This window comes from Pseudomonas frederiksbergensis, from assembly GCF_000802155.2.
Classification (GTDB): domain Bacteria; phylum Pseudomonadota; class Gammaproteobacteria; order Pseudomonadales; family Pseudomonadaceae; genus Aquipseudomonas; species Aquipseudomonas frederiksbergensis_A.
The window spans coordinates 45,450-71,821 of sequence record NZ_JQGJ02000022.1 but is presented as its reverse complement, the minus strand read 5'-3'; the positions used below and the strand labels follow the sequence as shown (position 1 = coordinate 71,821).

Here is a 26,372-nt window from a genome sequence, read left to right as displayed (position 1 = left end):
CCCAAGGCACACGCTCCCAAGACGGCCAGCAGTAGCCAGGGCAGATGGCGTAGCGGGCTATTATTGTTTTTCATTTATATATTCCGGCCAGGGTGGACAAGAAAGATAGCCACTGGAGTTTAGCGCTAACCCGCGCAAAGGCCATACCCCGACATTCGTCGGCCACTGACCGAACGGCAACGACGGCGCGCCAGTTGGGTCTATAGTCAGTGAATCTCCAGGGGGAATGAGTAATGAGCGAACGCCGCCGCTTCGTACGAATTGAATTCCATGCCAAGACCGAACTGAGCCAAGGGCCTTTCATCTGGCCGGTGAAGTTGCTGGACTTGTCCCTCAAGGGGCTACTGATCAAAAAGCCCCGGCCTTGGCTCGGAGATCCGGAGGAGCCGTTCATGGCCGACATCCACCTGAGCCCCGAGGCGGAGGTCAAGATGGAAGTCCGGTTGGCTCATGATGACCACGGTCACCTGGGCTTCGTCTGCGAGCACATCGACCTGGATTCCATCGCCCATTTGCGTCGACTGGTGGAGCTCAATCTGGCCGATCATGATGAACTGGAGCGGGAACTGGCGGCGTTGATCCACATTTGAATACGTCGCTGCCCCCTGTGGCGAAGGACCAACCTCCGTATCATTCGAACAACGCATCCAACGCCTGTTCCAAGCGTGTCACCGCGATGATCTGCAACCCCGCCGGCGCTTCCTTCGGGGCGTTACCCTTGGGCACGATGGCGCGCTTGAAGCCGTGCTTGGCCGCTTCCTTGAGCCGCTCCTGCCCGCTGGGCACCGGTCGCACTTCCCCGGACAATCCCACTTCACCAAACACCAACAGATCGTGAGGCAATGGCCGGTTGCGCAGGCTGGACATGACCGCCGCCATCAAGGCCAGGTCAGATGCGGTCTCCAGCACCTTGACCCCGCCCACTACGTTGAGGAATACGTCCTGGTCGTGGGTAGGAATCCCACCATGCCGGTGCAGGACCGCCAACAACATCGCCAACCGGTTCTGGTCCAGCCCCAACGTCACGCGACGTGGATTCGCCAGATGGCTGTCATCCACCAGCGCTTGCACTTCGACCAACATCGGCCGGGTGCCTTCCCACGTCGCCATGACCACACTGCCAGGAACTTCTTCCTGGGCACGCGTCAGAAAAATCGCCGAGGGGTTGGAGACTTCTTTCAGCCCCCGGTCGGTCATGCCAAATACACCCAGCTCGTTGACCGCGCCAAAGCGGTTCTTCACCGCCCGCAGCAAACGCAGGCGACCATCGGATTCGCCTTCGAAATACAACACGGTGTCGACCATGTGCTCCAACACCCGCGGCCCCGCCAACGCGCCTTCCTTGGTGACATGCCCTACGAGGAAAATCGCCGTGCCGCTTTGCTTGGCGTAGCGCACCAGCAACGCCGCGCTTTCGCGTACTTGCGATACGCCGCCCGGGGCCGATTGCAGTTGCTCGGTGAAGATCGTCTGGATCGAGTCGATCACCATCACCTTGGGTTTTTCCAGACGGGCCGTGGCGATGATGGTTTCAATGCAGGTCTCGGTCATGACCCGTAGTTGGTCTTGGGGCAATCCCAGGCGTCGGGCGCGCATGGCAACTTGCTGCTGGGATTCTTCGCCGGTGACATACAGTGCAGGCATGCGTGTGGCGAGGTTGCACAAGGTTTGCAGCAGGATGGTGGATTTGCCGATGCCCGGATCGCCGCCGATCAACACCACTGAACCGTCCACCAGGCCGCCGCCCAGCACGCGGTCCAGTTCACCGGACGCCGTGGAAAAACGCGGGATTTCTTCAACACTGACTTCGGCCAGGGTCTTGATCTGCGCCTGCTGGCCGGCCCAGCCCGTGCGACCGGTGGGCGCCGCTGCGCCGCCGCTTTCCACCATGGTTTCGGTCAGGGTGTTCCAGGCCCCGCACTCGCTGCACTGGCCGGCCCATTTGGGAAAGGTCGAGCCGCACTCGGTGCAGCCGTACATGCGCTTTGCCTTGGCCATCTGAACTCCGGGTAAAAACCGCGATGATAACAGTCGGGCTCTAATGCGGGGCCGGCATTCTGATTTCACCGTTTGCCAGATCCACCGGGGTATTGCCCAACGGGTCCCTCGCCTCCAGATCGGCGCCCTTGGCCTTCAAGGCATCGAGCAACTCGCCACGCTTGAACAGACCGGCATACATCGCTGCGGTTTGCCCCGCGCCGTTGCGCTGGTCCGGGCTGCAATCGGTGGACAACAAACGACGGGCGATCTGCACTTCGCCCTTGAAGATCGCCCCCATCAGCGCAGTGTTGCCACGCTGGTCCTGGGCACAAGCATCCGCCCCGGCGGCCAACAGGCGCTCAACTGCCGGACCATGACCGTGATAAGCCGCCAGGATCAGCGCGGTGTAGCCCTTCTCGTCCCGCGTGTCGAGCGAGTAGCCGGCCTCGATGAAGGTCTCGAGCATCGGCACATCGCCCCGGCGGGCGGCATCGAAATAATAATCTTGCAGCTGTGCCCGCACCTCTTCCGCATCGGCGCTCGGAACCTGATCGGCCAGCGCAGCCCATGACCCGGTGATGAATATCAACAAAAGGAATTTACGCATCATGCCTCTCCATGGGATTCAAGATTGTGGGAGCCGAACCCGCTCGGCTCCCACAAGCGAATCAGTCGCTCAGCTTCTCGGCCAGCGCCTTGACTCGCGCCAGATCACCCTTGGCAACACGGGCCACACCGGTCCCGTATTCAGGATCGGCCTTGTAGAGGAACGACAGGATGATGTGCTTGCTCTCCTCATCGGTGGTCGCCAGAGACCCACCGAAACTCTCGATCAAGTCATTGCGCTCCTTTTGGTTGAACGAGCGGTACAGGTCGCCGGCCTGCTTGAAATTCTGCTCACGCTGGATCTTCGCCTGCTGGGTACTGCCGGTCAGCTCGGCCTGGCTATAGCGCGCCGAGGACTGTTCTTCACGTGGCATCAAGCGGCTCGGTTGATAGTTCACGCCGGTACTGGTCTTGCCGGAATTCATCGCGCCGTCCTGGTTGCCATTGTTGACAGCGACCTTGGGTGCATTGATCGGCAACTGCAGCGCGTTCGGCCCAACCCGGTACATTTGCGTATCGGCATAGGAAAACACCCGGCCCTGCAACAACCGATCTTCCGAAGGCTCGATACCCGGCACCAGATTCGCCGGCGCCATTGCCACTTGCTCGGTTTCCTGGAAAACATTCGCCGGATTACGGTTCAAGACCATTTGTCCGACTTTTCGCTCAGGAACATCCGGCCAGATCTTCGTTGCGTCCAATGGGTCGAAGTCAAACTTGGACAACTCCTGTGGCTTGAGTACCTGAACGTACAAGTCCCACTTGGGAAAGTCCCCCTTATTGATATGACTGACCAAGTCGTTGGTCATATGGCTGTAATCCTGCCCTTGTACTTTCACAACTTCTTTCGGGTCGAGATTTTTGATGCCCTGCAAACTTTTCCAATGGAACTTTACATAGCTGATTTCGCCCTTGGCGTTGATCAGTTTGTAAGCATGCACGCCATTACCGTCCATCTCTCGATAACTGGCTGGCGTTCCGGAGTTGGAATACAACTCGGTCAGGGTACGAGTCGCCTCCGGAACATGGGAAAAGAAATCGAAACGACGGGAATCGTCATCCAGGTTGGTTCGCGGGTCGGGTTTGAACGCATGGACCATGTCAGGAAACTTGATTGCGTCGCGAATGAAAAACGTCGGGAAGTTATTACCCACCAAATCCCAGTTGCCATCCGCCGTATAGAACTTGGTGGCAAAGCCACGCGGGTCGCGCAATGTTTCAGGCGAGTGGTTGCCATGCACCACGGCGGAAAAACGCACGAACACCGGCGTGACTTGGCCTGCCGCGAAGACCTTGGCCTTGGTCAGGTCGCTCAGGTCGTTGGACACGGAAAATTCACCATGCGCACCGGTACCACGGGCATGCACGACACGCTCGGGAATACGTTCGCGGTCGAACCGCTGGAGTTTCTGGATCAGCTGCACGTCCTGCAACAAGGTCGGGCCATTGGGGCCCGCGGTTTGCGAGTTCTGGTTGTCGCCTACCGCCGCACCGTTGTCGCGGGTCAGCGTGGCGGCATTGACGGACAGGGAAAACAGGCTGGCGGTCAGGACGACAAGGGAACGGCGACCGGACATAGCGCCGAGGCCAAGGGAAGTGTTCATTGAAGTTTCCTCTAATTTTATAAGCGCATCCATGTGCGCCTTTTAGAGGCTAGTGCTCGGAAAATAAAAACCTAAATAGAAATACCGTACCATCCTGATAGAAAAAACAATGTAGGGAATCAGTCCGAAACCACGTATCACGCGCGATTGGTGGCACTTTGTAAACTTTTTGCGGGGGGACGGGTCGATAAACAGGCAAGCGGTGTAAGGCGTCATGTCGAGCGAGACACCGATGGCTGGCTTACACTGCGGGTTTCAACTCATCTTTCACAAGGAACAACTCATGGGCGTGCTAAGCGAGTTCAAGGCCTTCGCGGTCAAAGGCAATGTCGTCGACATGGCCGTCGGGATCATCATCGGTGCCGCTTTTGGCAAGATCGTTTCGTCATTCGTCGGTGACGTCGTCATGCCCCCGATCGGCCTCTTGATCGGCGGGGTGGACTTCAGTGACCTGGCCATTACGCTCAAGGCCGCCCAGGGCGATACGCCCGCAGTTGTGCTGGCCTACGGCAAATTCATCCAGAGCACGGTTGATTTCATCATCGTCGCGTTCGCGATCTTCATGGGCGTCAAGGCCATCAACCGGCTCAAGCGCGAAGAAGCCGTCGCTCCGAGCGCGCCCCCTGTGCCGACCAAGGAAGAACAGCTGTTAAGCGAGATCCGTGACTTGCTCAAGGCCCAGAACGAACGGCCCTGATCATTGCTGTGTTGAAATGGCGTCCGCGGGACGCCATTTTTCTACCAATAGTTTTCCACCGCCACCTGGCCAGGCCGACGGGTCAGGCTCAGTTGCAAGCCCCTGGCCTTGAGCAGCTTGCGCGTATCGTCAATCATCTGGGGATTGCCGCAGAGCATGACCCGGGAATATTCAGGCGTCAGCGCGACACCGGCGACCCGTTCCAGCTCGCCATTTTCGATCAACGTGGTAATGCGCCCATTGAGCGTATTCGGAACTTGCTCACGAGTGACCGTCGCGATGAACTTGAACTTATGGGCGTACTCGGCCAGGTAATCTCGCTGTGACAACTCATCTATAAGCTTCTGGTACGCCAGCTCCCTGGCCTCGCGCACGCTATAGACGAGGATGATCCGCTCGAATTTCTCCCACACTTCGAAATCCTGCAAGATCGAAATAAACGGCGCGACGCCTGTCCCGGTGGACAACAGCCATAAATCGCGACCGTCGACAAAACGGTCCAGCGTCAGATAACCAAAGGACTGGCGCTCCACCAGCAGGCTATCCCCTGGTTTCAAGCGGCTCAGCTCGCTGGTGAATTCGCCACCTGGGACGACGATCGAAAAGAATTCGAGAAACTCGTCGAACGGCGATGACACCATGGAATAAGCGCGCCAGACGGTGCTTCCATCTGACTTGACGACACCGAGCCGGGCAAACTGTCCCGCCCGGAAACGAAAACCACGGTCCCTAGTGGTGCGTAGAGTAAACAAGTGAGGCGTCAATGGTTGTACATCGACCAATGTCTGGCGGGTAAACTTGTCTGCGTTGTCGGTCATGGGGCACTCCAATCGAACAAGGCCCACAGTGTCCCGCAAAGTGAAGATATTAACCACCCTGCACAACTGATAGCGTTAAGCCACCCTACTTGTACAGCACCCGATAAAGTTCTACAAAATAAATAGGCATGTATCAAAACATTGTTAGATAAGTGCCTTCCTCAATAGCCGCAACACCGAACAAAAGAAAAAAATCTAACCGCAAGTTAGGAAAAGTCCCACACTCAGTTGCGCGTCATGGATTGGATCCACCTCGTTGATGAGCCCCCAAGGAGAATGACAATGGACGAGTGGAAGCACTTGCAATTGAGAAAACTATCCTGTGAGAAGGACTTGCAAAGAGCCTATCGACTGGTATTGGATTTCTTTAATTATCAAGGCTTTGAATATTGCGCGTTTGCCGCTTATTCAGGTGCCCCTGATCGATATACCAGCAAGATCAACATGAATAATTACCCGTATGGATGGGACAGACTCTATGAACAGAACGGCTACGCTTCAAATGACCCAGTAATAGCGCATTGCAATCACTCTTCCTTGCCAATCCTATGGAGCGAGAAGGTTTTCTCCGAAGCCCCCCAATTATGGCAGGAACTCAACCGACAAGGCCTCGCACACGGCTGGACCCAAGCCGTGCATGATGAACACGGTACCCATTACAGTCTGTTCAGCCTCGCCAGGACCCATTGCCCCATCGAGGCCGAAGAACACTATGGCAATCTTGGCTATGCCATCTTCGCTAGCCAGAGACTGCACGCGCTGGCTGGCAAAAAGTTATCCGACCATATGACGCCCCCGCTGACGTGTCATCTCTCGCCCCGGGAGATCGAAGTGTTGAGGTGGTCCGCCGAAGGGAAGACTGCGTCGGAAGTGGGCCGGATTCTCTGTCTGTCCGAGCGCACCGTTAACTTCCATGTCTGCAGCTGTATGCGAAAACTGAACGTGACCAATAAAATCTCGGCGGTGGCGAAAGCTGCGCACATCCATGTGATCTAGCTCAACAGCCCTTCCTGAAAAACCTGCGAGTAATGCCTGGCAAAAAAACGTACCATTCACGGCCCAACTTGAATGATGACGCCCAGACCGCGTTGCAGTTCATTCAGGAGGTCCCGCTGAAAGACCATCCCAAGGCAGCGGGACACTCGTTGATTTGCCAGAGTCCCAACCATGCCCTTGCTCGATACTCCCTTCGCCCAACTCGATCTGATCCGCCAACCCGAACAGCAGAACGAACCGTTGCAAGCATTCGACGCGGCCGATGGATACTTGCTTGCGTACCTGGCCGAACAACAACCGGACGCGCAGACTCGGGTGTTGGTACTCAACGATGGCTTCGGCGCCCTGGCGGCGAGCCTTGCAGGCAAGGTCCAGGTCACCAGCAGTGGCGACTCGTTCCTGGCGCTGCAGGCCTTGGAAAAGAATCTGGTACGCAACGGCTTGCCTTTCGATGCGGTACCGATCGTGCCGGCCAGCGAAGCATTGGCAGGGCCTTTCGACCGCGTCCTGGTCAAGGTGCCCAAGACCCTGGCCCTACTGGAAGAACAACTGATCCGGCTGCAAGGGCAACTCGCTCCAGGCGCCCAGGTCATCGCTGGCGCGATGGTCAAGCATTTGCCCCGGGCCGCAGGGGACCTGATGGAGCGCTACATCGGCTCGGTGCAAGCCTCCTTGGCGGTAAAGAAAGCCCGCCTGTTGATTGCCACGCCGCAACCGAGGCCCCCGGCCGTCTCCCCCTACCCCACTCGGTATGCGTTGGATGAGCCGAATATCGAGCTGCTCAATCACGCCAACGTGTTCTGTCGCGAAGGCCTGGACATCGGCACTCGCGCCTTCCTGCCGCACCTGCCAAAAAACCTGGGCTCAGCCCGTGTCGCGGACCTGGGTTGCGGCAACGGTGTATTGGCCATTGCCAGTGCGCTGCAAAACCCGGAGGCCCGCTACACACTGGTGGACGAGTCGTACATGGCGGTGCAATCAGCCGCCGAAAACTGGCGAGCCGCCCTGGGCGAGCGCGAGGTGGTCGTAAGGGCCGGCGATGGCCTGGCCGGGCAAGACGCACAGTCTTTGGATGTGGTGCTGTGCAACCCGCCGTTTCATCAACAGCAGGTAGTAGGCGATTTCCTCGCCTGGCGAATGTTCCAGCAGGCCCGCGAAGCGCTGGTGGTCGGCGGCGCGCTGTACATCGTCGGCAACCGCCACCTGGGCTACCACAGCAAACTGGCGCGGCTGTTCCGCGGTGTCGAACAGGTCGCCGCCACGCCGAAGTTCGTGATTCTCAAGGCCCGTAAATAGCCACTTCAGTGGGTGGTCAACCCTGCCGCATTCATGAACATCCGCATCAGGCTGGCGACGATGAACAATGCCAGCACGCTGCCGGCCCAAATCGCCGCCAGCCAACCGAGTCGCTGCCATAACGGTTTCTTTTCAGCGGCCTCGATGTCTTTCAAGTCAGGCTTGGCCATCCTCGGCACCTCCCGGGTCGGTCAATGGTAGCCATCATCATGGGTCACCTTGCCGCGGAACACGTAGTAGCTCCAGAAGGTGTACACCAGGATCAACGGAATGATGAACAACGTGCCGACCAGCATGAAGCCTTGGCTCTGTGGCGGTGACGCGGCGTCCCAGATCGAAATGGACGGTGGCACGATGTTCGGCCACAGGCTGATGCCAAGGCCGCTGTAGCCCAGGAAGATCAGCACCAACGTCAGGATAAATGGCGTGTAGTTGGCATTGCGTGCCACGGCGCGGAACAACCCGTACATGGTCACCAACACCAGGATTGGCACCGGCAGGAACCAGAACAGGTTCGGCAGGGTGAACCAGCGCGCCGCGATATCGGCGTGGGCCAGCGGCGTCCAGATACTGACGATGCCGATCACCGCCAGCACCACGAACGCCAGCGGCCTGGCCAGGTCGTGCATTTGCTCTTGCAGCTTGCCTTCGGTCTTCATGATCAACCAGGTGCAGCCGAGCAAGGCATAGGCGGCAATCAGCGCCAGCCCGCAGAAGATGGTGAATGGCGTGAACCAGTCCAGGGAACCGCCGGCATACTGCCGATTGACCACTTCGAAGCCATCGATGAAGGCCCCCAGCGCGACACCCTGGAAGAACGTCGCGGTCAGCGAACCACCAATGAACGCCTTGTCCCACAGGTGCCGCTTCTCGGCCCTGGCCTTGAAGCGGAACTCGAACGCCACGCCCCGGAAAATCAGGCCGATGAGCATCAGGATCAGCGGCAAATACAAGGCCGAGAGCACCACCGAATAGGCCAGCGGAAACGCGCCGAACAGCCCCGCCCCGCCCAGCACCAACCAGGTTTCGTTGCCGTCCCAGACCGGTGCGACGGTGTTCATCATCACGTCGCGATCCCGCTCTCCCTTGATGAAGGGGAAAAGAATGCCGATCCCCAGGTCGAAGCCGTCCATGATCACGTACATCATGATGCCGAAGATGATGACCACGGCCCAGATCAGCGGAAGATCAATACCCATGACTCAATTCCCCTTGTTCGAGCTGTCGTTGTGGTCCACTTCGTCGTCGCCTTCGTTGGCAGCCGACAATGGACGGGCCGGGGTGCGTTTCTGGCCCGGGCCACCGTCGCTCGGCTCGGCTTCGTGGGCCACCGGCCCCTTGCGCACCAGGCGCATCATGTAGCTCAGCCCGGCGCCGAACAGCGCGAAATACACCACCACGAACATGACCAGGGTAAAGCTCATTTGCGCAAAGCTGTGGCCGGACGACGCATCGGCCGTGCGCATCAGGCCGTAGACTACCCACGGCTGGCGCCCGATCTCCGTGGTGAACCAGCCGGCCAGGATCGCAATCAGCCCGGACGGCCCCATCCAAAGCACCAGGTGCAGGAACGGGCGAGATTGATAGAGCCGGTCGCCGCGGCGCAGCCAGAGGCTGCACAGGCCGGTGAAGATCATCAGCAGCCCCAGGCCGACCATGACCCGGAACGACCAGAACACGATGGTCGAGTTCGGTCGATCCTCAGGCGGGAATTCCTTCAATGCCGGCACTTGGTCGGTCAGCGAGTGGGTGAGGATCAAGCTGCCCAGGTACGGAATCTCCACGGCGAACTTGGTTTCCTCGGCCTTCATGTCCGGCCAGCCGAACAGAATCAGCGGCGTGGGTTCGTCACCGACGTTTTCCCAATGTCCTTCGATGGCGGCAATTTTGGCCGGCTGGTGCTTGAGTGTGTTGAGACCGTGGAAATCACCGATAACCGCCTGCACGGGTGCGACCAGCAAGGCCATCCACATCGCCATCGACAGCATGCGGCGAACGGCCGGGTTGTCGCGACCGCGAAGCAGATGCCAAGCCGCTGAAGAGCCGACGAAAAATGCCGTGGCCACGAACGCGGCGACCGACATGTGCAGCAGTCGATATGGGAATGAGGGGTTGAACACCACCGCCAGCCAATCCACCGGAATGACCCGGCCATCGATGATTTCGTAGCCTTGCGGGGTTTGCATCCAGCTGTTGGAGGACAGGATCCAGAAGGTCGAGATCAGCGTACCGACGGCCACCATGACCGTGGAAAAGAAGTGCAAGCCCCGACCCACGCGATTCCAGCCAAACAGCATCACGCCGAGGAAGCCCGCTTCGAGGAAGAATGCCGTGAGCACCTCATACGTCAGCAGCGGCCCGGTGACCGCCCCGGCAAAGTCGGAAAAGCGGCTCCAGTTGGTGCCGAATTGATAAGCCATGACCAGCCCGGACACCACGCCCATGCCGAAGTTGACGGCGAAAATCTTCGACCAGAAGTGATACAGGTCGCGGTAGGTGTCGTCGTGTGTCTTCAGCCACAGGCCTTCGAGCACTGCCAGGTAACTCGCCAGGCCAATGGTGATGGCCGGGAACAGGATGTGGAACGAGATGGTAAACGCAAACTGGATTCGGGCGAGATCGAGCGCCTCCAAACCGAACATAAGTCTTCCTCTGTCAGGTAAAACCGGCTGCGGGCGGGGCTTGCATCACAGCCCCCTGGGATATGGAGTGCGATGCTTTTCAAATCGTTCTTTTTAAACCGTCACAACGCAGGACTTTGGCCGCATGGCCGCCAGCACAACGCCCCAGAAGGGAATTGACCTGGGTCAAGCAATGCTCAAAGAGTAGTCCCAATATTGCCGATGGATGGCGTGGTCTTTTGTCGCGTGACAGGTTGTCCCACCAGCCCAGGGCATGGGCAAAGTTGTTGTGGCGAGGGGATTTATCCCCGCTAGGCTGCGCAGCAGCCGCAGTTTTGGAGAGTGCTAAGCACTGCGGGGATAAATCACCTCGCCCCAACTGTTCCCTCAGCCAATATCGATGTTTGGCTAACTATTTTTCTCGCCACCGCAACTTCCAGTTACAGTCGGGTGATAATCTCGATGCCTTCATCACCGGACCCCGTCATAGATGCCCAGCCAAGCGCCTTTGCTGCTCCGTCACCATCGTCCCTTCATCGCCTTCTGGCTGGCCCGGATATTCACCGCCAGCGGTTTCCAGATGCTGACCGTCGCCATCGGCTGGAACCTCTACCAATTGACCGGCAACGTCCTGGACCTCGGGCTTGTCGGCCTCGTGGAATTTGCCCCGCGGGTGCTGTTCATGCTGCACACCGGGCATGTGGCGGATCGATACGATCGACGCAAGATCGCGGCGATCTGCCAAACGTTGCAGGCGCTGATCGCCCTGGCGCTGGCGATTGGCAGCGCCACCGACAACGTCACACGCGAGATGATTTTCCTCCTCGCGTTCCTGCTCGGCGCAGCCCGCTCTTTCGAAATGCCGACCACCCAAGCGTTGCTACCGAGCATCGTGCCGGCAGCGTTGTTTCCCCGCGCCGTGGCCGCCGCGCAATCAGCCCAACAGTCGGCCACCATCGTCGCCCCGGCCCTTGGTGGCTTGCTGTATGCCTTCGGCAGCGTCTGGGTCTACGGGCCGACCGTGCTGCTCTATGTCATTGCTTGCTGCCTGATGCTCAACCTGCCGGCCCGGCAGACGCCACTGAACAAGGGCAAGGCGACCCTTGACTCGCTGCTGGCTGGTATCCGCTTCATTCGCAGCCGCCCGGACATCCTCGGGGCGATTTCCCTGGACCTGTTCGCGGTGCTGCTGGGCGGCGCCACCGCGCTGTTGCCGGTATTCGCCAAGGACATCCTGCTCACCGGCCCTTGGGGCCTGGGCCTGCTGCGTTCGGCGCCGGCGGTGGGGGCCTTGCTGATGTCGTTGTGGCTGGCGCGCTTTGCCGTCGAACGCAAGGTCGGCCGGGTGATGTTCACTGCGGTAGGCGTGTTTGGCGTTGCCACCATTGCGTTCGGACTTTCCACGTCGTTCTGGTTTTCCCTCGCGGTATTGGTGGTGCTGGGCGCGGCGGACATGATCAGCATGGTGATCCGCGCCTCCTTCGTGCAACTGGAAACGCCGGACGAAATGCGCGGTCGGGTCAGTGCAGTGAATGGCTTGTTTATCGGTGCCTCGAACCAGTTGGGCGAGTTCGAGTCCGGCCTCACCGCCCATTGGTTCGGCACCGTGCCTGCGGTGGTCATGGGCGGCGTCGGCACGCTACTGGTGACCGGGGCCTGGATCAAATTGTTCCCGACCCTGGCCAACCGCGACCGAATGCACGAACCGGTGGACGAGGCGAAAGCCTAGAGCAGCTTGTCGAGGGTGATCGGGAAGTCCCGCACCCGTTTGCCCGTGGCGTGGTAGATCGCATTCGCCACCGCCGCCGCCACGCCGACAATCCCGATTTCGCCGACGCCCTTGGATCCGAGGGCGTTGACGATCTCATCGTGTTCCTCGACGAAAATCACATCGATATCACCAATGTCAGCGTTGACCGGCACGTGATACTCGGCCAGGTTGTGGTTCATGTGCCGGCCCAGGGCATGGTCGGTCAGGGTTTCTTCATGCAACGCCATGCCAACACCCCAGACCACCCCACCGAGAATCTGGCTGCGGGCAGTCTTCGGATTGACTACCCGCCCGGCGGCGATGGCGCTGACCACCCGATTGACCTTCACCGTGCCCAGGTCTTCGTCCACCCACACCTCGACAAAGACCGCCGAATGGGTGGCGGTTGCATAAGCCTGGCGCTTTTCATCCGGCCCGGTGGAAACCTCCGCCTGCAACGGCATTTCGCCACTTTTTTGCGCCAGATCTGCCAATGCGACGCTGGCTTCACCCATGCGCAGCTCACCGTCGGCGAAGGTCACTTGCTCCAGGGTCGCGCCGCTGAAGGCGGGACAAGATTGACGGGCCACGGCGAGTAGCTTTTCCTTCAGAGCCTCACAGGCTTGCTGCACTGCAGTGCCCACCGACGAGACAGTGAACGAACCGCCCTGCAACGGTGCAGTCGGCAACGACGAGTCGCCAAGAACAAAGGTGACATCCTCAAGGGAAACGCCTGACGCCTCGGCGGCAATTTGAGTCATGACGGTGTAAGTGCCGGTGCCGATGTCCGTCGTTGCGCTGCTGACGGTCAGCTTGCCGTTGGCATTCAGTGAGGCGCGGGCGCTGGCTTTCTGCTGCATGGCCTCCCACACGCCGCCAGCCATGCCCCAACCCACCAGTTGCCGGCCGTTGCGCATGCTGCGCGGTTCGGGGTTGCGCTTGCTCCAACCGAAACGCTCGGCGCCCTGGGCGTAACAGGCCCGCAGCTCCTTGCTGGAATAGGGCTTGCCTTCGTTTTCGTTGCGTTCGGCATAGTTGATCAGGCGCAGCTGCACCGGGTCGATCGCCAGGGCGCAGGCCAACTCGTCCATGGCGCATTCCAGCCCGATCAATCCCAGGGCCGCGCCGGGCGCGCGCATGTCCAACGGCGTGTAGACGTCCAGCGGTGCCAGTTTGTAGGTCAACGTCACGTTATCGCAGTGATAGAGCATGCCGCTCCACTCCACCACGTGCTCGGTAAAATCTTCGAAACGCGAGGTCTGGCCGACGGCGGTGTGCGCTATGGCGAGCAACCTTCCGTTGGCCGCAGCGCCCAGTTGCACGCGCTGGAATGTCCGTGGGCGATAGCCGAAAGTGAACATCTGCTGACGCGTCAGGCTGACTCGCACCGAACGCTTGAGGGCCAGCGCGGCCATTACCGCGAGCGCCAATTGATATTGCGGGCGCAGGCCGGAACCGAACGCGCCGCCCACGTAGGCGGCGAACACGCGCACCTGCTCCTTCTCCAGCCCGAACACTTTTTGCACATACGCCTGGCAGTTCTGAGTGCCTTGGGTCTTGTCGTGGATGTGCAGGCTTGCGTCAGGTTGGTACAACACAGTAGAGGCATGGGGCTCCATCGGGTTGTGGTGCTCTATCGGTGTGCTGTAGGACACATCCACACTCAAGGCGGCACTCGCATACTCGCCCTGAAAATTCCCACGTGGCTTGGGCAGTTCGGCCGGCGCTGGATGGGCTTCGTTTTGCAGGATGGTCAGATCGGTCTGATGCTCCTCGGCCTCGTATTCAATTTCAACCAGCGAGCCGGCATAACGGGCCAGTTCCAGATTCTCGGCCACCACCAGGGCCAGCGGCTGGCCACTGTAGAGGATCTGGTCATTGAATAATGGCCGGAACGGCGAGCCCTCCGCCGCGTCGGCATCCTGGTAGGGTTCGTCGTAGCTGGCGACCTTCGGCCGATTGGTGTGATCAATCACCGCGACGACGCCCGGTAGCGCCAAGGCGCGTGAAGCATCGATGCCCACCACGCGTCCCCGGGCGATAGCGCTGGACACGACACTGCCGTGCAACAAGCCGTCTTCCGGATATTCCCCGGCATAACGGGCGCGACCGGTCACCTTGAGCAGGCCGTCGACCCGGTCCAGCGGCTTGCCTATGGTTTTGCTCGGTGCATTCATCGCGCGGTTCCTCCCACCAGTGCGGCATCGCTCAGGGCGCGGACAATCGCCCGGCGCGCCAACTTGACCTTGAAGCCGTTGTGTTCCAGCGGTTCGGCGCCCTGCAACAGCGCATCCGCGGCCGCCGTGAAGGTCTCGCGGCTGACGACCTGGCCCGCCAGCCAGCTCTCGACGGCTCGATCGCGCCAAGGCTTGTGCGCTACGCCGCCCAAGGCCAGGCGCGCCTGGCGAATCACCGGCCCGTCCAGCTCCAGCGCGGCCGCGACCGACACCAGCGCGAAGGCATAGGACGCGCGGTCACGGATCTTCAAGTAATGGCTGTGTTCGGCGAAACCGGCGGGCGGCAGCTCGATATAGGTGATCAACTCGTCATCGGCCAGCTGGTTATCCCGGTCCGGGGCGTCGCCGGGAAGGCGATGGAAGTCGGCGAACTCGATTGTCCGTGGGCCTCCGCGCCCCAGCACATGGACCACCGCATCCAGTGCAGCCAGGGCCACGCACATGTCGGAGGGGTGAGTCGCGACACATTGATCGCTCGCGCCAAGGATCGCGTGAATCCGGTTCAAGCCGCTTCGGGCCGGGCAGCCGCTGCCGGGCCTGCGTTTGTTGCACGGCACGCTGGCGTCATAAAAATAGTAACAACGGGTGCGCTGCAACAGATTGCCACCGGTACTGGCCATGTTGCGCAGCTGTGGCGAAGCACCCGCGAGGATGGCCTGGGAAAGCAACGGATAGCGACGCTCGATCCAAGGGTGCCAGGCCAGGTCGGCATTGCTCACCAGCGCGCCGATCATCACCCCGCCCGAGGGCGTTTCGCTGAGGTCGGCCAAGGGCAGTCCGGTGATATCGATCAGATGCTCGGGGCGGGTGAGGTTTTCCTTCATCAGGTCCAGCAGATTGGTGCCGCCAGCGATGAAGCGTGAATGGGCACTCGACAGCTCCACGGCGGCCTGCAGCGTGTCGGGCTTGCTGTAGCGAAAGGGATTCACGACTCACCTCCCGTCTGCTGGCAGAGCGGCAGGGCTTCTTCGATGGCATCGCGGATGTTGTTGTAGGCGCCGCATCGGCAGAGATTGCCGCTCATCAGCTCGCTGATTTCGGCGCCCGTCCGCGCCCGTCCCTCGTTGGCCAGCGCCACCGCCGAACAGATCTGCCCGGGCGTGCAATAGCCGCACTGGAACGCATCATGCTTGATGAACGCCCGTTGCATGGGATGCAACTCGTCGCCGTTCGCCAGGCCCTCGACAGTGGTCAACTCGGCGCCATCACACATCACCGCCAGGGTCAGGCAAGCGTTTATCCGCTTGCCATCGCGCAGCACCGTGCAGGCCCCGCATTGGCCATGGTCGCAGCCCTTTTTGCTGCCCACCAGGTCCAGTTGTTCGCGCAGCAAATCAAGCAACGTAGTCCAGGGCAGCACCTGCAACTCACGCACCGCGCCATTGAGTGTCAGACGTATCGGATGACGGACGAAGGCCGCCTGCGTCGCTTCGGACAAGGTCGCGCTCATGGAACACCTCACGGTTGGTCGTACACGCGGCGTTTTGGAAAACCGCCGTCATAAGGGGTACGACTTCGCGGTGGGGTGAGCGTTCAAGGCGATTGCCCGCTCCCCAATGCACGAGGCAAGCCTGTCTGTGCGTTACATATGTACCGCACAGACTGTAATGTATCGCCTTACACTCAATTCCATGATTAAATCCTTCCAGCACAAAGGCCTCAGGCTCTTCTTTGAAACGGGTTCGACGCGCGGTATCCGTGCAGACCATGGAAAACGCCTGGCTCGCATGCTTCAGTTCATGGACAGGGCACGCATGCCAAGCGACTTGAACATTCCCGGATGGCGATTGCATTCGCTCAAGGGTGATCTGGTCGAATATTGGTCGCTGAGCGTTTCGGGGAACTGGCGAATTGTCTTCCGCTTCATCGAGTCCGACATCGAACTGGTCGACTACCTCGACTACCACTGACAGGAGGCTGGAACATGCCCATGCACAATCCGCCACATCCTGGCGAAACATTGCTGGAGGACGTGTTGCCCGAGTTGGGCATCACAGTGACCGAACTGGCGCGCCACCTCGGCTTCACTCGACCACACCTTTCCCGGGTATTGCACGGCCATGCACCGGTCAGTCCAGACCTTGCCGTGCGCCTGGAACGCGCGGGTATCGGCAAGGCAAGAGTCTGGCTAGGCGTCCAGAGCGACTATGACTTATGGCAAGCCGAGCAGCGCGAGCAACCCCTGATCGAACCCCTTGCCCATCACGCTTGATGCTGTCAGGCCAGCAATTCCGCCGCCACCACGCTTTTCACGCCTTTGCCGGCAAGTTGCTCCACCAGCATCAAGGCGAACATGAGGGCGGCGGCCGAGCCCTGGGCGGTAATGCAATTGCCGTCCACCACCACCGGTTGGTCGACAAAGCTGCACCCGGACAGTTGCTGGCTGACGGCGGGCAGGCAGGTCATGCGACGCTGGCGCAGCACGCCGAACGCCTGGAGCACCAACGCCGGGGCTTCGGCAATGGCGGCGAAGAAGCGCCCGGCCGCCGCTTGGTCCTTGACCAGTTGCTGCAACGGTTGGTGGGCCGCCAAGTGTTGCGCGCCGATGATGCCGCCCGGCAAGACAATCAAGTCGAAATCCTGCACCAGCACGTCCACCAGCATGCCATCGGCGGTCAGGCGCGTGCCGCGTGCACAGGTGAGCATGCGACGGCCCTCGATACTCGCCACGACGACTTCAAGCTGCGCCCGGCGCAACACGTCGATCAGAGTCACGGTCTGCAGATCGTCAACGCCTTCCGCCACGGCAATCAGGATTCGGGGGATCTTGGTTCCAGGAATCATGGGCACTCTCCGCTGGGTGATCTTTCAAGACTAGTCAGCTTTGCCGGGCCCTGTCAGCTGAAGCTCGCCCAGCCATGTCATTTGATGTACAGCTGGGTCGACATCCGGTTGCCCGGCGCGTTGATCGACACGTTGCTGAAGCTGAACGTGCCTTCCTGCTTGCCTTTGAGATCGAAGATGTACAAATAGCCGACCGTTCGCCGGGCTCCGCTCGAGCAGTCATTGAGGTTCCCATTATCAAATGCACACACAGGTGAACGGGTGCCGTCGACCTCAAAGCCGTCCAGCGTGACATTCGGCTGGTGGCCTATGCCGACTTCCAGCACGTAGACCTTGATATGCGGGCCACTATGGTCGCAACGGGTTTGCGCCTGTTGCGCAGAGACGTCCTCGAAACCACAGGCCGGCGACTCGACCTTGAGCACCTTGACCTCGCTCAGCGGTGGCGCCGACGCGGCGTGCGCGCTCGGCACGGACAGCCCCAGGCCGAACGCGCAGGCCAATGCAATGTTCTTCATGCAATTCATACTGACCTCCCGGAATCGCGCGCAGTATGGCCCAACTTTTGCGTCTGCACACTTTTGCGACGCACACCGAGGATCGCAGCCAGTTCGCCGCGCTGCTATGATGCGCGGCTTTTTCCGACCCACATAAAAACCCGGGCGCCGTCGGCGCCCTGTGCTTTGCTGTTGAGGTCGATACATTCACGGCGCCGAGCGCGCCACGGGGAGCAGACATGCTGGAAAGGCTGTTTCAACTCAAGGCACACAACACCAACGTGCGGACCGAGATCCTGGCGGGCGTCACGACGTTCCTGGCCATGGCCTACATTCTGTTCGTCAACCCGAGCATCCTCGGCGAAACCGGCATGGACAAGGGCGCGGTGTTTGTCGCCACCTGCCTGGCGGCGGCCATTGGCTCCACGGTCATGGGCCTGATCGCCAACTACCCGATCGCCCTCGCGCCGGGCATGGGCCTGAACGCCTTCTTCACCTACACCGTGGTCCTGCACATGGGCCATACCTGGCAAGTGGCGCTGGGCGCGGTGTTCGTCTCCGCCGTGCTGTTCTTCCTGTTGTCGATCTTCCGCATCCGCGAATGGATCATCAACAGCATCCCGCTGCCGCTGCGCTCGGCCATCGCTGCCGGTATCGGCCTGTTCCTGGCGCTGATTGCCCTGAACAATGCCGGCATCGTGGTGAAAAACCCGGCGACCATGGTCGGCCTTGGCGATTTGAAGCAACCGGCGCCGATCCTGGCAACCCTCGGTTTCGTCCTGATCGTCGCCCTCGAAGCCTTGAAAGTGCGCGGCGCGGTGCTGATCGGCATCCTCGCGGTCACCGTCGTCTCGATCCTGATGGGCTTCACGCCATTCGGCGGGATCATTTCCGCACCGCCATCCCTGGCCCCGACGTTCCTGCAACTGGACATCAAGGGCGCCCTGGACATTGGCCTGGTGAGCGTGATCTTCGCCTTCCTGTTCGTCGACCTGTTCGACAACTCCGGCACCCTGATCGGCGTCGCCAAGCGCGCCGGGCTGATGGGCAAGGACGGCCACATGCCGAAGATGGGTCGTGCGCTGATCGCCGACAGCACCGCCGCCATGGCCGGTTCGCTGCTGGGCACCTCCACCACCACCAGCTACATCGAATCGGCGGCGGGCGTCAGCGCCGGCGGCCGCACCGGCCTGACCGCCATCGTGGTGGCGATCCTGTTTCTGCTTGCGCTGTTCTTCTCGCCACTGGCCGCCAGCGTCCCGGCCTTTGCCACCGCTCCGGCCCTGTTGTTCGTCGCTGTGCTGATGACCTCGGGCCTGGCGGAAATCGACTGGGACGACATCACCGTGGCCGCTCCGGTGGTGATCACTGCCTTAGCGATGCCCTTCACCTATTCCATCGCCAACGGCATCGCCTTCGGCTTCATCGCCTGGACAGCCATTAAACTGGTGTCCGGCCGTGGCCGTGAGCTGAACCCGGCGCTGGTCATCCTGTCGATCCTGTTCGTTATCAAGTTGGGTTGGTTCAACGCATGACTTTTGATTCCCAGGCCTATGCCGCCCAGTTGCAGGGCAAAGTCGCCCGTCTGCGCGACTTGTTGGCCCCGTTCGATGCTCCCGAGCCGCAGGTGTTTGACTCACCGCTGGAGAACTTCCGCCTGCGGGCCGAGTTCCGTCTGTGGCGCGAGGCCGGCGAACGCCATTACGCGATGTTTTCCCAGGACGACAAGCGCACGCCGATCCTCATCGAGCAATTCCCCATTGCCAGCCTGCGCATCAACCAGTTGATGCCGCAACTCAAGGCCGCCTGGCAGGCCAGCGCCCCCCTGAGCCATAAGCTGTTCCAGGTGGAGTTCCTGACCACCCTGGCCGGCGACGCGATGATCACCCTGTGTTACCACCGTCCGCTGGACGAGCACTGGCACGCTGCCGCGTCGAAACTGGCGGCCGACCTGGGGGTCAGCATCATTGGCCGCTCCAAGGGCAAGCGCGAAGTCATCGGCCATGACTATGTGGTGGAGAAATTTGAGGTAGGGGGTCGTACGTTCAGCTATCGCCAACCTGAAGGCGCCTTCACCCAGCCCAACGGCACGGTGAACCAGAAGATGCTCAACTGGGCTTACGAAGCGCTGGGCGATCGCAGCGACGATCTGCTGGAGTTGTACTGCGGCAACGGCAACTTCACCCTGCCGCTGGCCACCCGCGTGCGAAAAGTCCTCGCCACCGAAATCAGCAAGACCTCGGTCAACGCCGCGCTGAGCAACCTCAGCGAAAACGCGGTGGATAACGTCACGCTGGTGCGCCTATCGGCCGAAGAGCTGACCGAAGCCTTGAATGAAGTCCGGCCGTTCCGTCGTTTGCAGGGCATCGACCTCAAAAGCTATGAATTCGGCAGCGTCTTCGTCGACCCGCCTCGCGCCGGCATGGACCCGGACACCTGCGAACTGACCCGGCGCTTCGACAACATCCTGTACATCTCCTGCAACCCGGAAACCCTCGCCGCGAACATCGCGCAGCTGAACGACACCCACCGCATCACGCGCTGCGCGTTGTTCGATCAATTCCCTTGGACCCATCACATGGAGTCCGGCGTGTTGTTGACCCGGCGCTGACTTTCGTGGCGAGGGAGCAAGCTTCCTCGCCACCATTGTCTCTCCCTCACCTCCCACAGTGGTCATGTTCGATCATCGAACACTTATTGCCCGGTGTCGGCTGCTTTATTTGACCAAATTAACCATCTAGTACAATTTATCTCCACCGGCTGAAACCCCGCCGACACCAACAATAAAAATTGTGGAGAAATTGCGATGCCTCCGATCGTTCTGGTGCTCAACGGCCCGAACCTGAACCTGCTCGGCACCCGCGAGCCGGCAACCTACGGCTACGAAACCCTGGCTGATATTTCCTCGCTCTGTGGCCGCGCCGCCGAAGAGTTCGGCCTGGCCGTGGAGTTTCGCCAGACCAATCAGGAAGGCGAACTGCTCGACTGGATTCACGGCGCCCGAGGCCGGTGCGCCGGTATCGTCATCAACCCGGCGGCCTGGACCCACACCTCGGTGGCGATCCGCGACGCCCTGGTGGCGAGTGAAGTACCGGTCATCGAAGTCCACCTGTCCAACGTCCACGCCCGGGAAACCTTTCGTCACCACTCCTTTGTCTCATCCGTCGCCATTGGCGTGATGTGCGGGTTTGGCAGCCATGGTTATCGCCTGGCCCTTGAACATTTCAGTCAGCGGTTGAAGGGTTGATGCGCATGTCGAACGTCACTGTACTGGCCGGCCTGATCGGGGCGGGTATCCAGGCGTCCCGCACGCCGGCGCTGCATGAGCGCGAAGGCGATGCCCAAGGCATGCGTTACCTTTATCGACTGATCGATCTGGATGCGCTGAAGCTCGACAGCAGCGCCCTGCCCGACTTGCTGATGGCCGCCGAACGCATGGACTTCACCGGCCTGAACATCACCTTCCCGTGCAAGCAGGTGATCATCCCGCTGCTGGACGAGTTGTCTCCCGAGGCCCGCGGGATCGGTGCGGTGAATACCGTGGTGCTCAAGGATGGCAAGCGCATCGGCCACAACACCGATTGCCTGGGGTTCGCCGAAGGTTTTCGTCGTGGCCTGGGCGATGTCGCGCGCAAGCGGGTGGTCCAGATGGGCGCAGGAGGCGCCGGCGCGGCGGTGGCCCATGCGTTGCTTCTGGAGGGCGTAGAGACATTGAGCATTTTCGACGTCGAGATCAGCCGTGCCGAGGCATTGGCAAACAACTTGAATCAACACTTCGGCACAGGCCGTGCTCGTGCCGGGCATGACCTACCCACCGCCATGGCCGAAGCCGACGGCTTGGTGAACACCACGCCCATGGGCATGGCGAAACTGCCGGGCACACCGGTGCCGGCCGAGTTGTTGCGGGGTGATCTGTGGGTGGCGGAAATCGTTTACTTCCCGCTGGAAACCGAACTGCTGCGCAACGCCCGCGCCCTCGGCTGCCGCACGCTGGACGGCGGCAACATGGCGGTATTCCAGGCGGTGAAGGCGTTCGAGCTGTTCAGCGGCGTGGCGCCGGATGCGCAGCGGATGCTGGCGCATTTCCAGGGCATGAATCACTAAAGCCTGGCCAGAATTCCTTGTGGGAGCGACCAAGCTCCCCACACAGTCTGCATCAGCTCACGATCACGCCTGCAAATATCTCAGCACCGATTCACACACCATCTGCCGATGCCGCTGCTTGACCGCTTCGTCCGACAGGTCGATCTGGAAGATCTCGCCAAACGTCTGGCGGTTGGACACCCGGTAGAAGCAGAACGAACTGATCAGCAGATGCACATCCAGTGGTTCGAGGCCGGCACGGAACACGCCCTCTTCGGCGCCGCGACGCAGGATCACGCCCAGTGAATCGAGGATGGTATTGGTCATCGCCTTGATCGCACCGGACTGTTTCACGTATTCGGCGTTGTGGATGTTCTCGATGCAGACGATGCGCACGAAATCCACATTGCGGTCGTGGTGGTCGAAGGTGAATTCCACCAGGCGCCGGATCGCATCCACCGGGGCCAGTTCCGCCAGGTGCAGGCGGCTCTCGGTGGTACGGATATCGCCGTAGAGTTTTTCCAGCACCTCGACGTACAGCTGCTCCTTGCTGCCGAAATAGTAGTAGATCATGCGCTTGGAGGTGTGGATGCGCTCGGCGATGGCGTCGACCCGGGCGCCGGCCAGGCCTTGCTGGACGAACTCGACGATGGCTTCCTGAAGAATGTTCTCCCGGGTCTTTTCCGGGTTGTTCTTGCGACTCTTGCGCGGCGTGGCGACAGGTTCGTCGAGCGCTGCGGAAAGCTCTGGATTCATAGTCATTGCGGGGCTCACGGCCATCACTGCACAGGCTGGCGATTATGGGCCGCACCGTGCACTGAAGGAAGCCACGACACAGCCCATTACCGCAGCGTTTACGATTTCCCTACAACTTGGCATGCCGCAAGCCACCGCTACGGGACTTGGCCATCGCCGCCAGCCGCACCGCGACGTTGGCGGCGCCATAACCGACGTAACCGTTCTTGCGTTGGATGATCTCAAAGAAAAACCGCCCTTCGAACGGCTCGGTATAGACATGAAACAGCTCGCCACCCTGGGCGTCACGGTCATATAGCACGTTGAAATACGCCAGTTCGCTAAGGAACTCATCGTCGAAATCGAAACGCGCCGCCAGGTCGTCGTAATAGTTGAGCGGGATGTCGAGCAAAGGCACCCCGGCCTCCTTGGCCCGACTGACCTGGGCAAAGATGTCATCACAATCGAAGGCGATGTGATGCACGCCGGAGCCGCGATAACTCGACAGCGCATGTGAGATCGCGGTGTTGCGATTCTCGGAAATATTCAGCGGCAGGCGAATCGAACTGCAACGGCTACGCAGGGCACGGCTTTTTACCAGGCCATAAGGGTCGGGCAACACCACTTCGTCGTCAGCCTCGAAATCCAGCAGGCTCTTGTAGAACAGCACCCAACTGTCGAGGCTGTCGGCCGGCAGCGCCATCGCCATGTGGTCGATGCGCTTGAGCCCGGCGCCGATGGCCGCAGCGGGTTGCAGGTTGAAATCGGTGCCGTAGACGTCGGCGTCCTGGTCCACCAGGTAGATCAGGCTGCTGTCCGGGGCGCGCACCGCCGCCAGCTCCAGCTCATTGGGCCCGACGAGCCCGCGATACGGCTGGCCTTTGTAGGCCACGGCCCGTTTCAAGGCACTGGCGCTGTCCTTGACCCGCACCGCCATGGCGCACAACGACGGGCCATGGGCTTCGAAAAAGCTGTGGGCGAAGGAGTACGGCTCGCAATTGAGGATCAGGTTGATATCGCCCTGGCGCAACAGGCTGACGTTCTTGGAACGATGCTGGCCGGCCTTGACGAAACCCAGGCGCTCCAGCCAATGGGCGAGCTTGGCGCCCAGGTTATCGTCCACGGCGAATTCGAGGAACTCGATGCCGTCGTATTCGCTGGCCGGCGCTGTTTCAAAAAGAATGTCAGGCTTTTGCGCCGGCGCTTGCTCGGCCAGGCGCTGGCGGGTCTTTTCTTCCAGGTACAGCAACGAACGCAAACCGTCGGCCGCATTCGCCCTGGGCGGCGCGGCGCGGAAACCGTCGTTGAAGATTTCCAGCGACAGCGGCCCGCAGTAGCCACTCTGGATGATCGGCGCGAGGAAACCCGGCAAATCGAATTCTCCCTGGCCCGGAAAGCAGCGGAAATGCCGGCTCCATTCCAACACGTCCATCGCCAGGATCGGCGCATCGGCCATCTGCACAAAGAAGATTTTGTCGCCGGGAATCTCGGCGATGGCCCTCGGATCGCCCTTGAGGGACAACGTGTGAAAGCTGTCGAGCAGCACGCCGAGGCTGGGATGATCGGCCTGGCGCACGATGTTCCAGACCTGTTGATACGTATTGACGTGCCGGCCCCAGGCCAACGCCTCGTAACCAATGCGCAAGCCGCGCGCGCCGGCCCGCTCCGCCAGCAGGCGCAGATCGTCGATCAGGATCTGCTCATCGCCAACGCTGTCAGCCGATGCATTGCTGCACACCAGCACCAGGTCGGTGCCCAGCTCCTGCATCAAATCGAATTTGCGCTCGGCCCGTTCCAGGTTGCGCGCCAGGCGGTCGCGACGGCAGCCTTCAAAATCGCGAAAAGGTTGGAACAGCGTGATGGCGATACCTAGGTCGGCGCACATCTGCCTTATTTCCCGAGGGCTGCCATCGTAGTAGAGCAGGTCATTCTCGAAAATTTCCACGCCGTCGAAACCGGCGGCGGCAATGGCTTCGAGTTTTTCCGGCAGGGTACCGCTCAACGAAACGGTGGCAATGGAACGCTGCATGACTTCGGCTCCCGGGACAGGCGTCGGCTACAAAAAAATGCGCCGCTTTTTGAAAGAGTCAGGCGATTATTGGGCTGCCGGTTCCTTTGGGCAATTTAATATGTACCATCCGGTTAGTTTTTTGGGCGATTATCGAACACTATGGCCGATCAGCGAATTGACGATTTTTTGTCCACTGCCCACCATCGACCCCCGCATTGATAGCCAACGCGTCAATGCAGACCCAGACCACACCATAAGAATTTAAAGAACGGGTGACCTTATGATTCCTTCCCAAAGTTCTCGCCTGGCCCACGGCCCGGTTGCCGCCAGCGGTAGCATCGGCGACAAGATCCGTGGCGCGATGGGCGTGGGCAAGACCCGTTGGGGCATGCTCGCCCTGGTGTTTTTCGCCACCACCCTGAACTACATCGACCGCGCCGCCCTTGGCGTCATGCAACCGATCCTGGCCAAGGAAATGAGCTGGACGGCGATGGACTACGCCAATATCAACTTCTGGTTCCAGGTCGGTTATGCGGTCGGCTTCGTGCTGCAAGGCCGGTTGATCGACCGGATCGGCGTCAAGCGGGTGTTCTTCTGCGCCGTGCTGCTCTGGAGCCTGGCGACCGGCGCCCACGGCCTCGCGACCTCGGCGGTGGGCTTCATGGTTTGCCGCTTCATCCTCGGCCTGACCGAAGCCGCCAACTACCCCGCCTGTGTGAAAACCACGCGGCTGTGGTTTCCGGCTGGCGAACGGGCCGTGGCCACCGGCATCTTCAATGCCGGGACCAACGTCGGCGCGATGTTCACCCCCATGCTCTTGCCGCTGGTCCTGCACGTCTGGGGCTGGCAGGCCGCGTTCCTGTGCATGGCCGCCCTCGGCGGGATCTGGCTGGTGTTCTGGGGCCTGAAGTACTTCAACCCGGAAGACCACCCGAGCGTGAAACAGTCGGAACTGGACTACATCCAGGCCCAGGACGAACCGGATCAGGCCCGCGTGCCCTTCTCTCGAATCCTGCGCATGCGCGGCACCTGGGCGTTCGCCCTGGCCTACTCGATCACTGCGCCGGTGTTCTGGTTCTACCTCTACTGGCTGCCGCCGTTCCTGAACCAGCAATACAACCTGGGCATCAACGTGACCCAGATGGGCATCCCACTGATCATCATCTACCTGACCGCGGATTTCGGCAGCGTCGGCGGCGGGATCCTTTCGTCATTCCTGATTGGCCGCGGGGTCAATCCGATCAAGGCGCGACTGATGTCCATGCTGCTGTTCGCCTGCTGCATCGTTGGCGTGATCATGGCCGCCGGCTCCAGCAGCCTGTGGGTGGCGGTGTTTGCGATTTCCTTGGCCATTGGCGCGCACCAGGCCTGGACCGCGAACATCTGGAGCCTGGTGATGGACTACACGCCCAAGCACATGATGAGCACAGTGTTTGGCTTCGGCGGCATGTGCGCGGCCATCGGCGGGATGTTCATGACTCAGTTGGTGGGGCACATCCTCACGATCACCAACAACAATTACACCGTGCTGTTCACCCTGATCCCGGCGATGTACTTCATCGCGCTGGCCTGGATGTACTTCATGGCGCCGCGCAAGGTGCCGACGCTGGAAAACTGATACCGGGCGTCGGGCAATCAGGCCGTGTATAGCCGGTGA

General features: G+C 60.6%; 27 protein-coding genes and 1 pseudogene. 13 read left to right on the top strand and 15 right to left on the bottom strand.

What is annotated here, in order from left to right; all coding sequences use genetic code 11:
* Positions 1–74, bottom strand: a pseudogene (locus JZ00_RS32085) (carbon starvation CstA family protein); the annotation flags it as partial.
* A gap of 159 nt (positions 75–233) precedes the next feature.
* Here JZ00_RS32085 and JZ00_RS26155 point away from each other — a divergent pair.
* Positions 234–590: a PilZ domain-containing protein gene (locus JZ00_RS26155; protein ID WP_039594125.1), complete on the top strand. Its 357-nt coding sequence runs from the start codon at positions 234–236 to the stop codon at positions 588–590.
* Between the two features lie 40 nt (positions 591–630).
* On the opposite strand, the gene radA is transcribed toward JZ00_RS26155, so the two are convergent.
* From radA to katB, 3 genes are all read right to left on the bottom strand, one after another.
* Positions 631–1,998, bottom strand: coding sequence for a DNA repair protein RadA (gene radA / locus JZ00_RS26150; RefSeq protein WP_030140305.1), 1,368 nt, complete (start codon positions 1,996–1,998; stop codon positions 631–633).
* A 40-nt stretch (positions 1,999–2,038) separates the two neighbouring features.
* Positions 2,039–2,587 carry an ankyrin repeat domain-containing protein gene (locus tag JZ00_RS26145; protein WP_039594124.1) on the bottom strand — a complete coding sequence of 183 codons (549 nt, stop codon included), beginning with the start codon at positions 2,585–2,587 and terminating at the stop codon, positions 2,039–2,041.
* Between the two features lie 61 nt (positions 2,588–2,648).
* The gene (katB, locus tag JZ00_RS26140; protein ID WP_039594123.1) at positions 2,649–4,190 is read right to left on the bottom strand and encodes a catalase KatB; all 1,542 of its coding nucleotides are present in this window, start codon (positions 4,188–4,190) and stop codon (positions 2,649–2,651) included.
* Between the two features lie 283 nt (positions 4,191–4,473).
* Between katB and mscL the strand changes: the two genes are divergently transcribed.
* Complete coding sequence (mscL, locus tag JZ00_RS26135; protein ID WP_039594122.1) at positions 4,474–4,887, top strand: large-conductance mechanosensitive channel protein MscL; 414 nt, start codon at positions 4,474–4,476, stop codon at positions 4,885–4,887.
* Between the two features lie 41 nt (positions 4,888–4,928).
* On the opposite strand, the gene JZ00_RS26130 is transcribed toward mscL, so the two are convergent.
* The gene (locus JZ00_RS26130) at positions 4,929–5,705 is read right to left on the bottom strand and encodes a ferredoxin--NADP reductase (protein WP_039594121.1); all 777 of its coding nucleotides are present in this window, start codon (positions 5,703–5,705) and stop codon (positions 4,929–4,931) included.
* A gap of 282 nt (positions 5,706–5,987) precedes the next feature.
* On the opposite strand from JZ00_RS26130, the gene JZ00_RS26125 reads away from it, so the two are divergent.
* Both JZ00_RS26125 and JZ00_RS26120 read left to right on the top strand, forming a co-directional pair.
* Positions 5,988–6,701: an autoinducer binding domain-containing protein gene (locus tag JZ00_RS26125; protein WP_039594120.1), complete on the top strand. Its 714-nt coding sequence runs from the start codon at positions 5,988–5,990 to the stop codon at positions 6,699–6,701.
* A 171-nt stretch (positions 6,702–6,872) separates the two neighbouring features.
* Positions 6,873–7,997 (top strand): methyltransferase, encoded by a 1,125-nt coding sequence (locus JZ00_RS26120; protein WP_039594119.1) that lies wholly within the window; start codon positions 6,873–6,875, stop codon positions 7,995–7,997.
* Positions 7,998–8,002: 5 nt separating this feature from the next.
* Here JZ00_RS26120 and JZ00_RS30540 read toward each other — a convergent pair whose 3' ends face one another.
* Genes JZ00_RS30540 through JZ00_RS26110 form a run of 3 tightly spaced genes read right to left on the bottom strand, consistent with a single transcriptional unit; the run spans position 8,003 to position 10,639 of the window.
* A complete protein-coding gene (locus JZ00_RS30540; protein ID WP_080942585.1) occupies positions 8,003–8,167 on the bottom strand; it encodes a DUF2474 domain-containing protein in 165 nt (54 codons plus the stop codon).
* Between the two features lie 21 nt (positions 8,168–8,188).
* Positions 8,189–9,196: a cytochrome d ubiquinol oxidase subunit II gene (cydB, locus tag JZ00_RS26115; RefSeq protein WP_039594118.1), complete on the bottom strand. Its 1,008-nt coding sequence runs from the start codon at positions 9,194–9,196 to the stop codon at positions 8,189–8,191.
* Positions 9,197–9,199: 3 nt separating this feature from the next.
* Positions 9,200–10,639, bottom strand: coding sequence for a cytochrome ubiquinol oxidase subunit I (locus JZ00_RS26110; protein ID WP_039594117.1), 1,440 nt, complete (start codon positions 10,637–10,639; stop codon positions 9,200–9,202).
* Positions 10,640–11,108: 469 nt separating this feature from the next.
* Here JZ00_RS26110 and JZ00_RS26105 point away from each other — a divergent pair, with 469 nt between their 5' ends.
* Positions 11,109–12,347: an MFS transporter gene (locus JZ00_RS26105; protein ID WP_039594116.1), complete on the top strand. Its 1,239-nt coding sequence runs from the start codon at positions 11,109–11,111 to the stop codon at positions 12,345–12,347.
* On the opposite strand, the gene JZ00_RS26100 is transcribed toward JZ00_RS26105, so the two are convergent.
* The 3 genes from JZ00_RS26100 to JZ00_RS26090 are packed head-to-tail and all read right to left on the bottom strand — an operon-like array spanning position 12,344 to position 16,055.
* On the bottom strand, positions 12,344–14,545 hold the full coding sequence (locus JZ00_RS26100) for a xanthine dehydrogenase family protein molybdopterin-binding subunit (RefSeq protein WP_039594115.1): 2,202 nt from the start codon (positions 14,543–14,545) through the stop codon (positions 12,344–12,346). The genes JZ00_RS26105 and JZ00_RS26100 overlap by 4 nt on opposite strands.
* Positions 14,542–15,534: an FAD binding domain-containing protein gene (locus JZ00_RS26095; RefSeq protein ID WP_039594114.1), complete on the bottom strand. Its 993-nt coding sequence runs from the start codon at positions 15,532–15,534 to the stop codon at positions 14,542–14,544. The genes JZ00_RS26100 and JZ00_RS26095 overlap by 4 nt, the downstream gene beginning before the upstream one ends.
* Positions 15,531–16,055 carry a (2Fe-2S)-binding protein gene (locus tag JZ00_RS26090; protein WP_039594113.1) on the bottom strand — a complete coding sequence of 175 codons (525 nt, stop codon included), beginning with the start codon at positions 16,053–16,055 and terminating at the stop codon, positions 15,531–15,533. The genes JZ00_RS26095 and JZ00_RS26090 overlap by 4 nt, the downstream gene beginning before the upstream one ends.
* A gap of 181 nt (positions 16,056–16,236) precedes the next feature.
* Here JZ00_RS26090 and JZ00_RS26085 point away from each other — a divergent pair, with 181 nt between their 5' ends.
* On the top strand, positions 16,237–16,515 hold the full coding sequence (locus tag JZ00_RS26085) for a type II toxin-antitoxin system RelE/ParE family toxin (RefSeq protein WP_039594129.1): 279 nt from the start codon (positions 16,237–16,239) through the stop codon (positions 16,513–16,515).
* Positions 16,516–16,529: 14 nt separating this feature from the next.
* Positions 16,530–16,817, top strand: a complete 288-nt coding sequence (locus tag JZ00_RS26080) for a HigA family addiction module antitoxin (RefSeq protein ID WP_039594112.1) — start codon at positions 16,530–16,532, stop codon at positions 16,815–16,817.
* A gap of 5 nt (positions 16,818–16,822) precedes the next feature.
* On the opposite strand, the gene JZ00_RS26075 is transcribed toward JZ00_RS26080, so the two are convergent.
* Together JZ00_RS26075 and JZ00_RS26070 are read right to left on the bottom strand one after the other, a co-directional pair.
* The gene (locus tag JZ00_RS26075) at positions 16,823–17,389 is read right to left on the bottom strand and encodes a DJ-1 family glyoxalase III (protein WP_039594111.1); all 567 of its coding nucleotides are present in this window, start codon (positions 17,387–17,389) and stop codon (positions 16,823–16,825) included.
* Between the two features lie 77 nt (positions 17,390–17,466).
* The gene (locus JZ00_RS26070) at positions 17,467–17,916 is read right to left on the bottom strand and encodes a DUF4879 domain-containing protein (RefSeq protein ID WP_082112128.1); all 450 of its coding nucleotides are present in this window, start codon (positions 17,914–17,916) and stop codon (positions 17,467–17,469) included.
* Between the two features lie 209 nt (positions 17,917–18,125).
* On the opposite strand from JZ00_RS26070, the gene JZ00_RS26065 reads away from it, so the two are divergent.
* From JZ00_RS26065 to JZ00_RS26050, 4 genes are all read left to right on the top strand, one after another.
* Entirely contained in the window at positions 18,126–19,421 is a 1,296-nt protein-coding gene (locus JZ00_RS26065) for an NCS2 family permease (RefSeq protein WP_039594110.1), read from the top strand.
* The gene (trmA, locus tag JZ00_RS26060; protein WP_039594109.1) at positions 19,418–20,497 is read left to right on the top strand and encodes a tRNA (uridine(54)-C5)-methyltransferase TrmA; all 1,080 of its coding nucleotides are present in this window, start codon (positions 19,418–19,420) and stop codon (positions 20,495–20,497) included. Before JZ00_RS26065 ends, trmA begins: the two co-directional genes overlap by 4 nt.
* Before the next feature lie 195 nt (positions 20,498–20,692).
* On the top strand, positions 20,693–21,133 hold the full coding sequence (gene aroQ, locus JZ00_RS26055; protein ID WP_039594108.1) for a type II 3-dehydroquinate dehydratase: 441 nt from the start codon (positions 20,693–20,695) through the stop codon (positions 21,131–21,133).
* A 5-nt stretch (positions 21,134–21,138) separates the two neighbouring features.
* On the top strand, positions 21,139–21,990 hold the full coding sequence (locus JZ00_RS26050) for a shikimate dehydrogenase (protein WP_411829921.1): 852 nt from the start codon (positions 21,139–21,141) through the stop codon (positions 21,988–21,990).
* A 63-nt stretch (positions 21,991–22,053) separates the two neighbouring features.
* Here the strand turns inward: JZ00_RS26050 and JZ00_RS26045 are convergent, their stop codons facing one another.
* Positions 22,054–22,731, bottom strand: a complete 678-nt coding sequence (locus JZ00_RS26045; protein ID WP_039594106.1) for a TetR/AcrR family transcriptional regulator — start codon at positions 22,729–22,731, stop codon at positions 22,054–22,056.
* Between the two features lie 103 nt (positions 22,732–22,834).
* Positions 22,835–24,733, bottom strand: a complete 1,899-nt coding sequence (quiC, locus tag JZ00_RS26040; protein ID WP_039594105.1) for a 3-dehydroshikimate dehydratase QuiC — start codon at positions 24,731–24,733, stop codon at positions 22,835–22,837.
* Here quiC and JZ00_RS31010 point away from each other — a divergent pair.
* Both JZ00_RS31010 and JZ00_RS26035 read left to right on the top strand, forming a co-directional pair.
* Positions 24,732–24,980 (top strand): hypothetical protein, encoded by a 249-nt coding sequence (locus JZ00_RS31010; protein WP_039594104.1) that lies wholly within the window; start codon positions 24,732–24,734, stop codon positions 24,978–24,980. The genes quiC and JZ00_RS31010 overlap by 2 nt on opposite strands.
* A gap of 15 nt (positions 24,981–24,995) precedes the next feature.
* Positions 24,996–26,333, top strand: a complete 1,338-nt coding sequence (locus tag JZ00_RS26035) for an MFS transporter (RefSeq protein ID WP_039594103.1) — start codon at positions 24,996–24,998, stop codon at positions 26,331–26,333.
* The last annotated feature ends 39 nt before the right edge of the window (positions 26,334–26,372 follow it).

Excerpts from the sequence above, each read along its gene's own strand:
- JZ00_RS26080 (WP_039594112.1), top strand. The coding sequence starts at position 16,530 with ATGCCCATGCACAATCCGCCACATCCTGGCGAAACATTGCTGGAGGAC.
- JZ00_RS26110 (WP_039594117.1), bottom strand. The coding sequence starts at position 10,639 with ATGTTCGGTTTGGAGGCGCTCGATCTCGCCCGAATCCAGTTTGCGTTT.
- JZ00_RS30540 (WP_080942585.1), bottom strand. The coding sequence starts at position 8,167 with ATGGCCAAGCCTGACTTGAAAGACATCGAGGCCGCTGAAAAGAAACCG.
- mscL (WP_039594122.1), top strand. The coding sequence starts at position 4,474 with ATGGGCGTGCTAAGCGAGTTCAAGGCCTTCGCGGTCAAAGGCAATGTC.
- trmA (WP_039594109.1), top strand. The coding sequence starts at position 19,418 with ATGACTTTTGATTCCCAGGCCTATGCCGCCCAGTTGCAGGGCAAAGTC.
- katB (WP_039594123.1), bottom strand. The coding sequence starts at position 4,190 with ATGAACACTTCCCTTGGCCTCGGCGCTATGTCCGGTCGCCGTTCCCTT.
- aroQ (WP_039594108.1), top strand. The coding sequence starts at position 20,693 with ATGCCTCCGATCGTTCTGGTGCTCAACGGCCCGAACCTGAACCTGCTC.
- JZ00_RS26130 (WP_039594121.1), bottom strand. The coding sequence starts at position 5,705 with ATGACCGACAACGCAGACAAGTTTACCCGCCAGACATTGGTCGATGTA.
- JZ00_RS26120 (WP_039594119.1), top strand. The coding sequence starts at position 6,873 with ATGCCCTTGCTCGATACTCCCTTCGCCCAACTCGATCTGATCCGCCAA.
- quiC (WP_039594105.1), bottom strand. The coding sequence starts at position 24,733 with ATGCAGCGTTCCATTGCCACCGTTTCGTTGAGCGGTACCCTGCCGGAA.
- JZ00_RS26105 (WP_039594116.1), top strand. The coding sequence starts at position 11,109 with ATGCCCAGCCAAGCGCCTTTGCTGCTCCGTCACCATCGTCCCTTCATC.
- JZ00_RS26070 (WP_082112128.1), bottom strand. The coding sequence starts at position 17,916 with ATGAATTGCATGAAGAACATTGCATTGGCCTGCGCGTTCGGCCTGGGG.
- JZ00_RS26035 (WP_039594103.1), top strand. The coding sequence starts at position 24,996 with ATGATTCCTTCCCAAAGTTCTCGCCTGGCCCACGGCCCGGTTGCCGCC.
- JZ00_RS26085 (WP_039594129.1), top strand. The coding sequence starts at position 16,237 with ATGATTAAATCCTTCCAGCACAAAGGCCTCAGGCTCTTCTTTGAAACG.
- JZ00_RS26090 (WP_039594113.1), bottom strand. The coding sequence starts at position 16,055 with ATGAGCGCGACCTTGTCCGAAGCGACGCAGGCGGCCTTCGTCCGTCAT.
- cydB (WP_039594118.1), bottom strand. The coding sequence starts at position 9,196 with ATGGGTATTGATCTTCCGCTGATCTGGGCCGTGGTCATCATCTTCGGC.
- JZ00_RS26050 (WP_411829921.1), top strand. The coding sequence starts at position 21,139 with ATGTCGAACGTCACTGTACTGGCCGGCCTGATCGGGGCGGGTATCCAG.
- JZ00_RS26100 (WP_039594115.1), bottom strand. The coding sequence starts at position 14,545 with ATGAATGCACCGAGCAAAACCATAGGCAAGCCGCTGGACCGGGTCGAC.
- JZ00_RS26045 (WP_039594106.1), bottom strand. The coding sequence starts at position 22,731 with ATGACTATGAATCCAGAGCTTTCCGCAGCGCTCGACGAACCTGTCGCC.
- JZ00_RS26145 (WP_039594124.1), bottom strand. The coding sequence starts at position 2,587 with ATGCGTAAATTCCTTTTGTTGATATTCATCACCGGGTCATGGGCTGCG.
- JZ00_RS26155 (WP_039594125.1), top strand. The coding sequence starts at position 234 with ATGAGCGAACGCCGCCGCTTCGTACGAATTGAATTCCATGCCAAGACC.
- radA (WP_030140305.1), bottom strand. The coding sequence starts at position 1,998 with ATGGCCAAGGCAAAGCGCATGTACGGCTGCACCGAGTGCGGCTCGACC.
- JZ00_RS26125 (WP_039594120.1), top strand. The coding sequence starts at position 5,988 with ATGGACGAGTGGAAGCACTTGCAATTGAGAAAACTATCCTGTGAGAAG.
- JZ00_RS26075 (WP_039594111.1), bottom strand. The coding sequence starts at position 17,389 with ATGATTCCTGGAACCAAGATCCCCCGAATCCTGATTGCCGTGGCGGAA.
- JZ00_RS31010 (WP_039594104.1), top strand. The coding sequence starts at position 24,732 with ATGACTTCGGCTCCCGGGACAGGCGTCGGCTACAAAAAAATGCGCCGC.
- JZ00_RS26065 (WP_039594110.1), top strand. The coding sequence starts at position 18,126 with ATGCTGGAAAGGCTGTTTCAACTCAAGGCACACAACACCAACGTGCGG.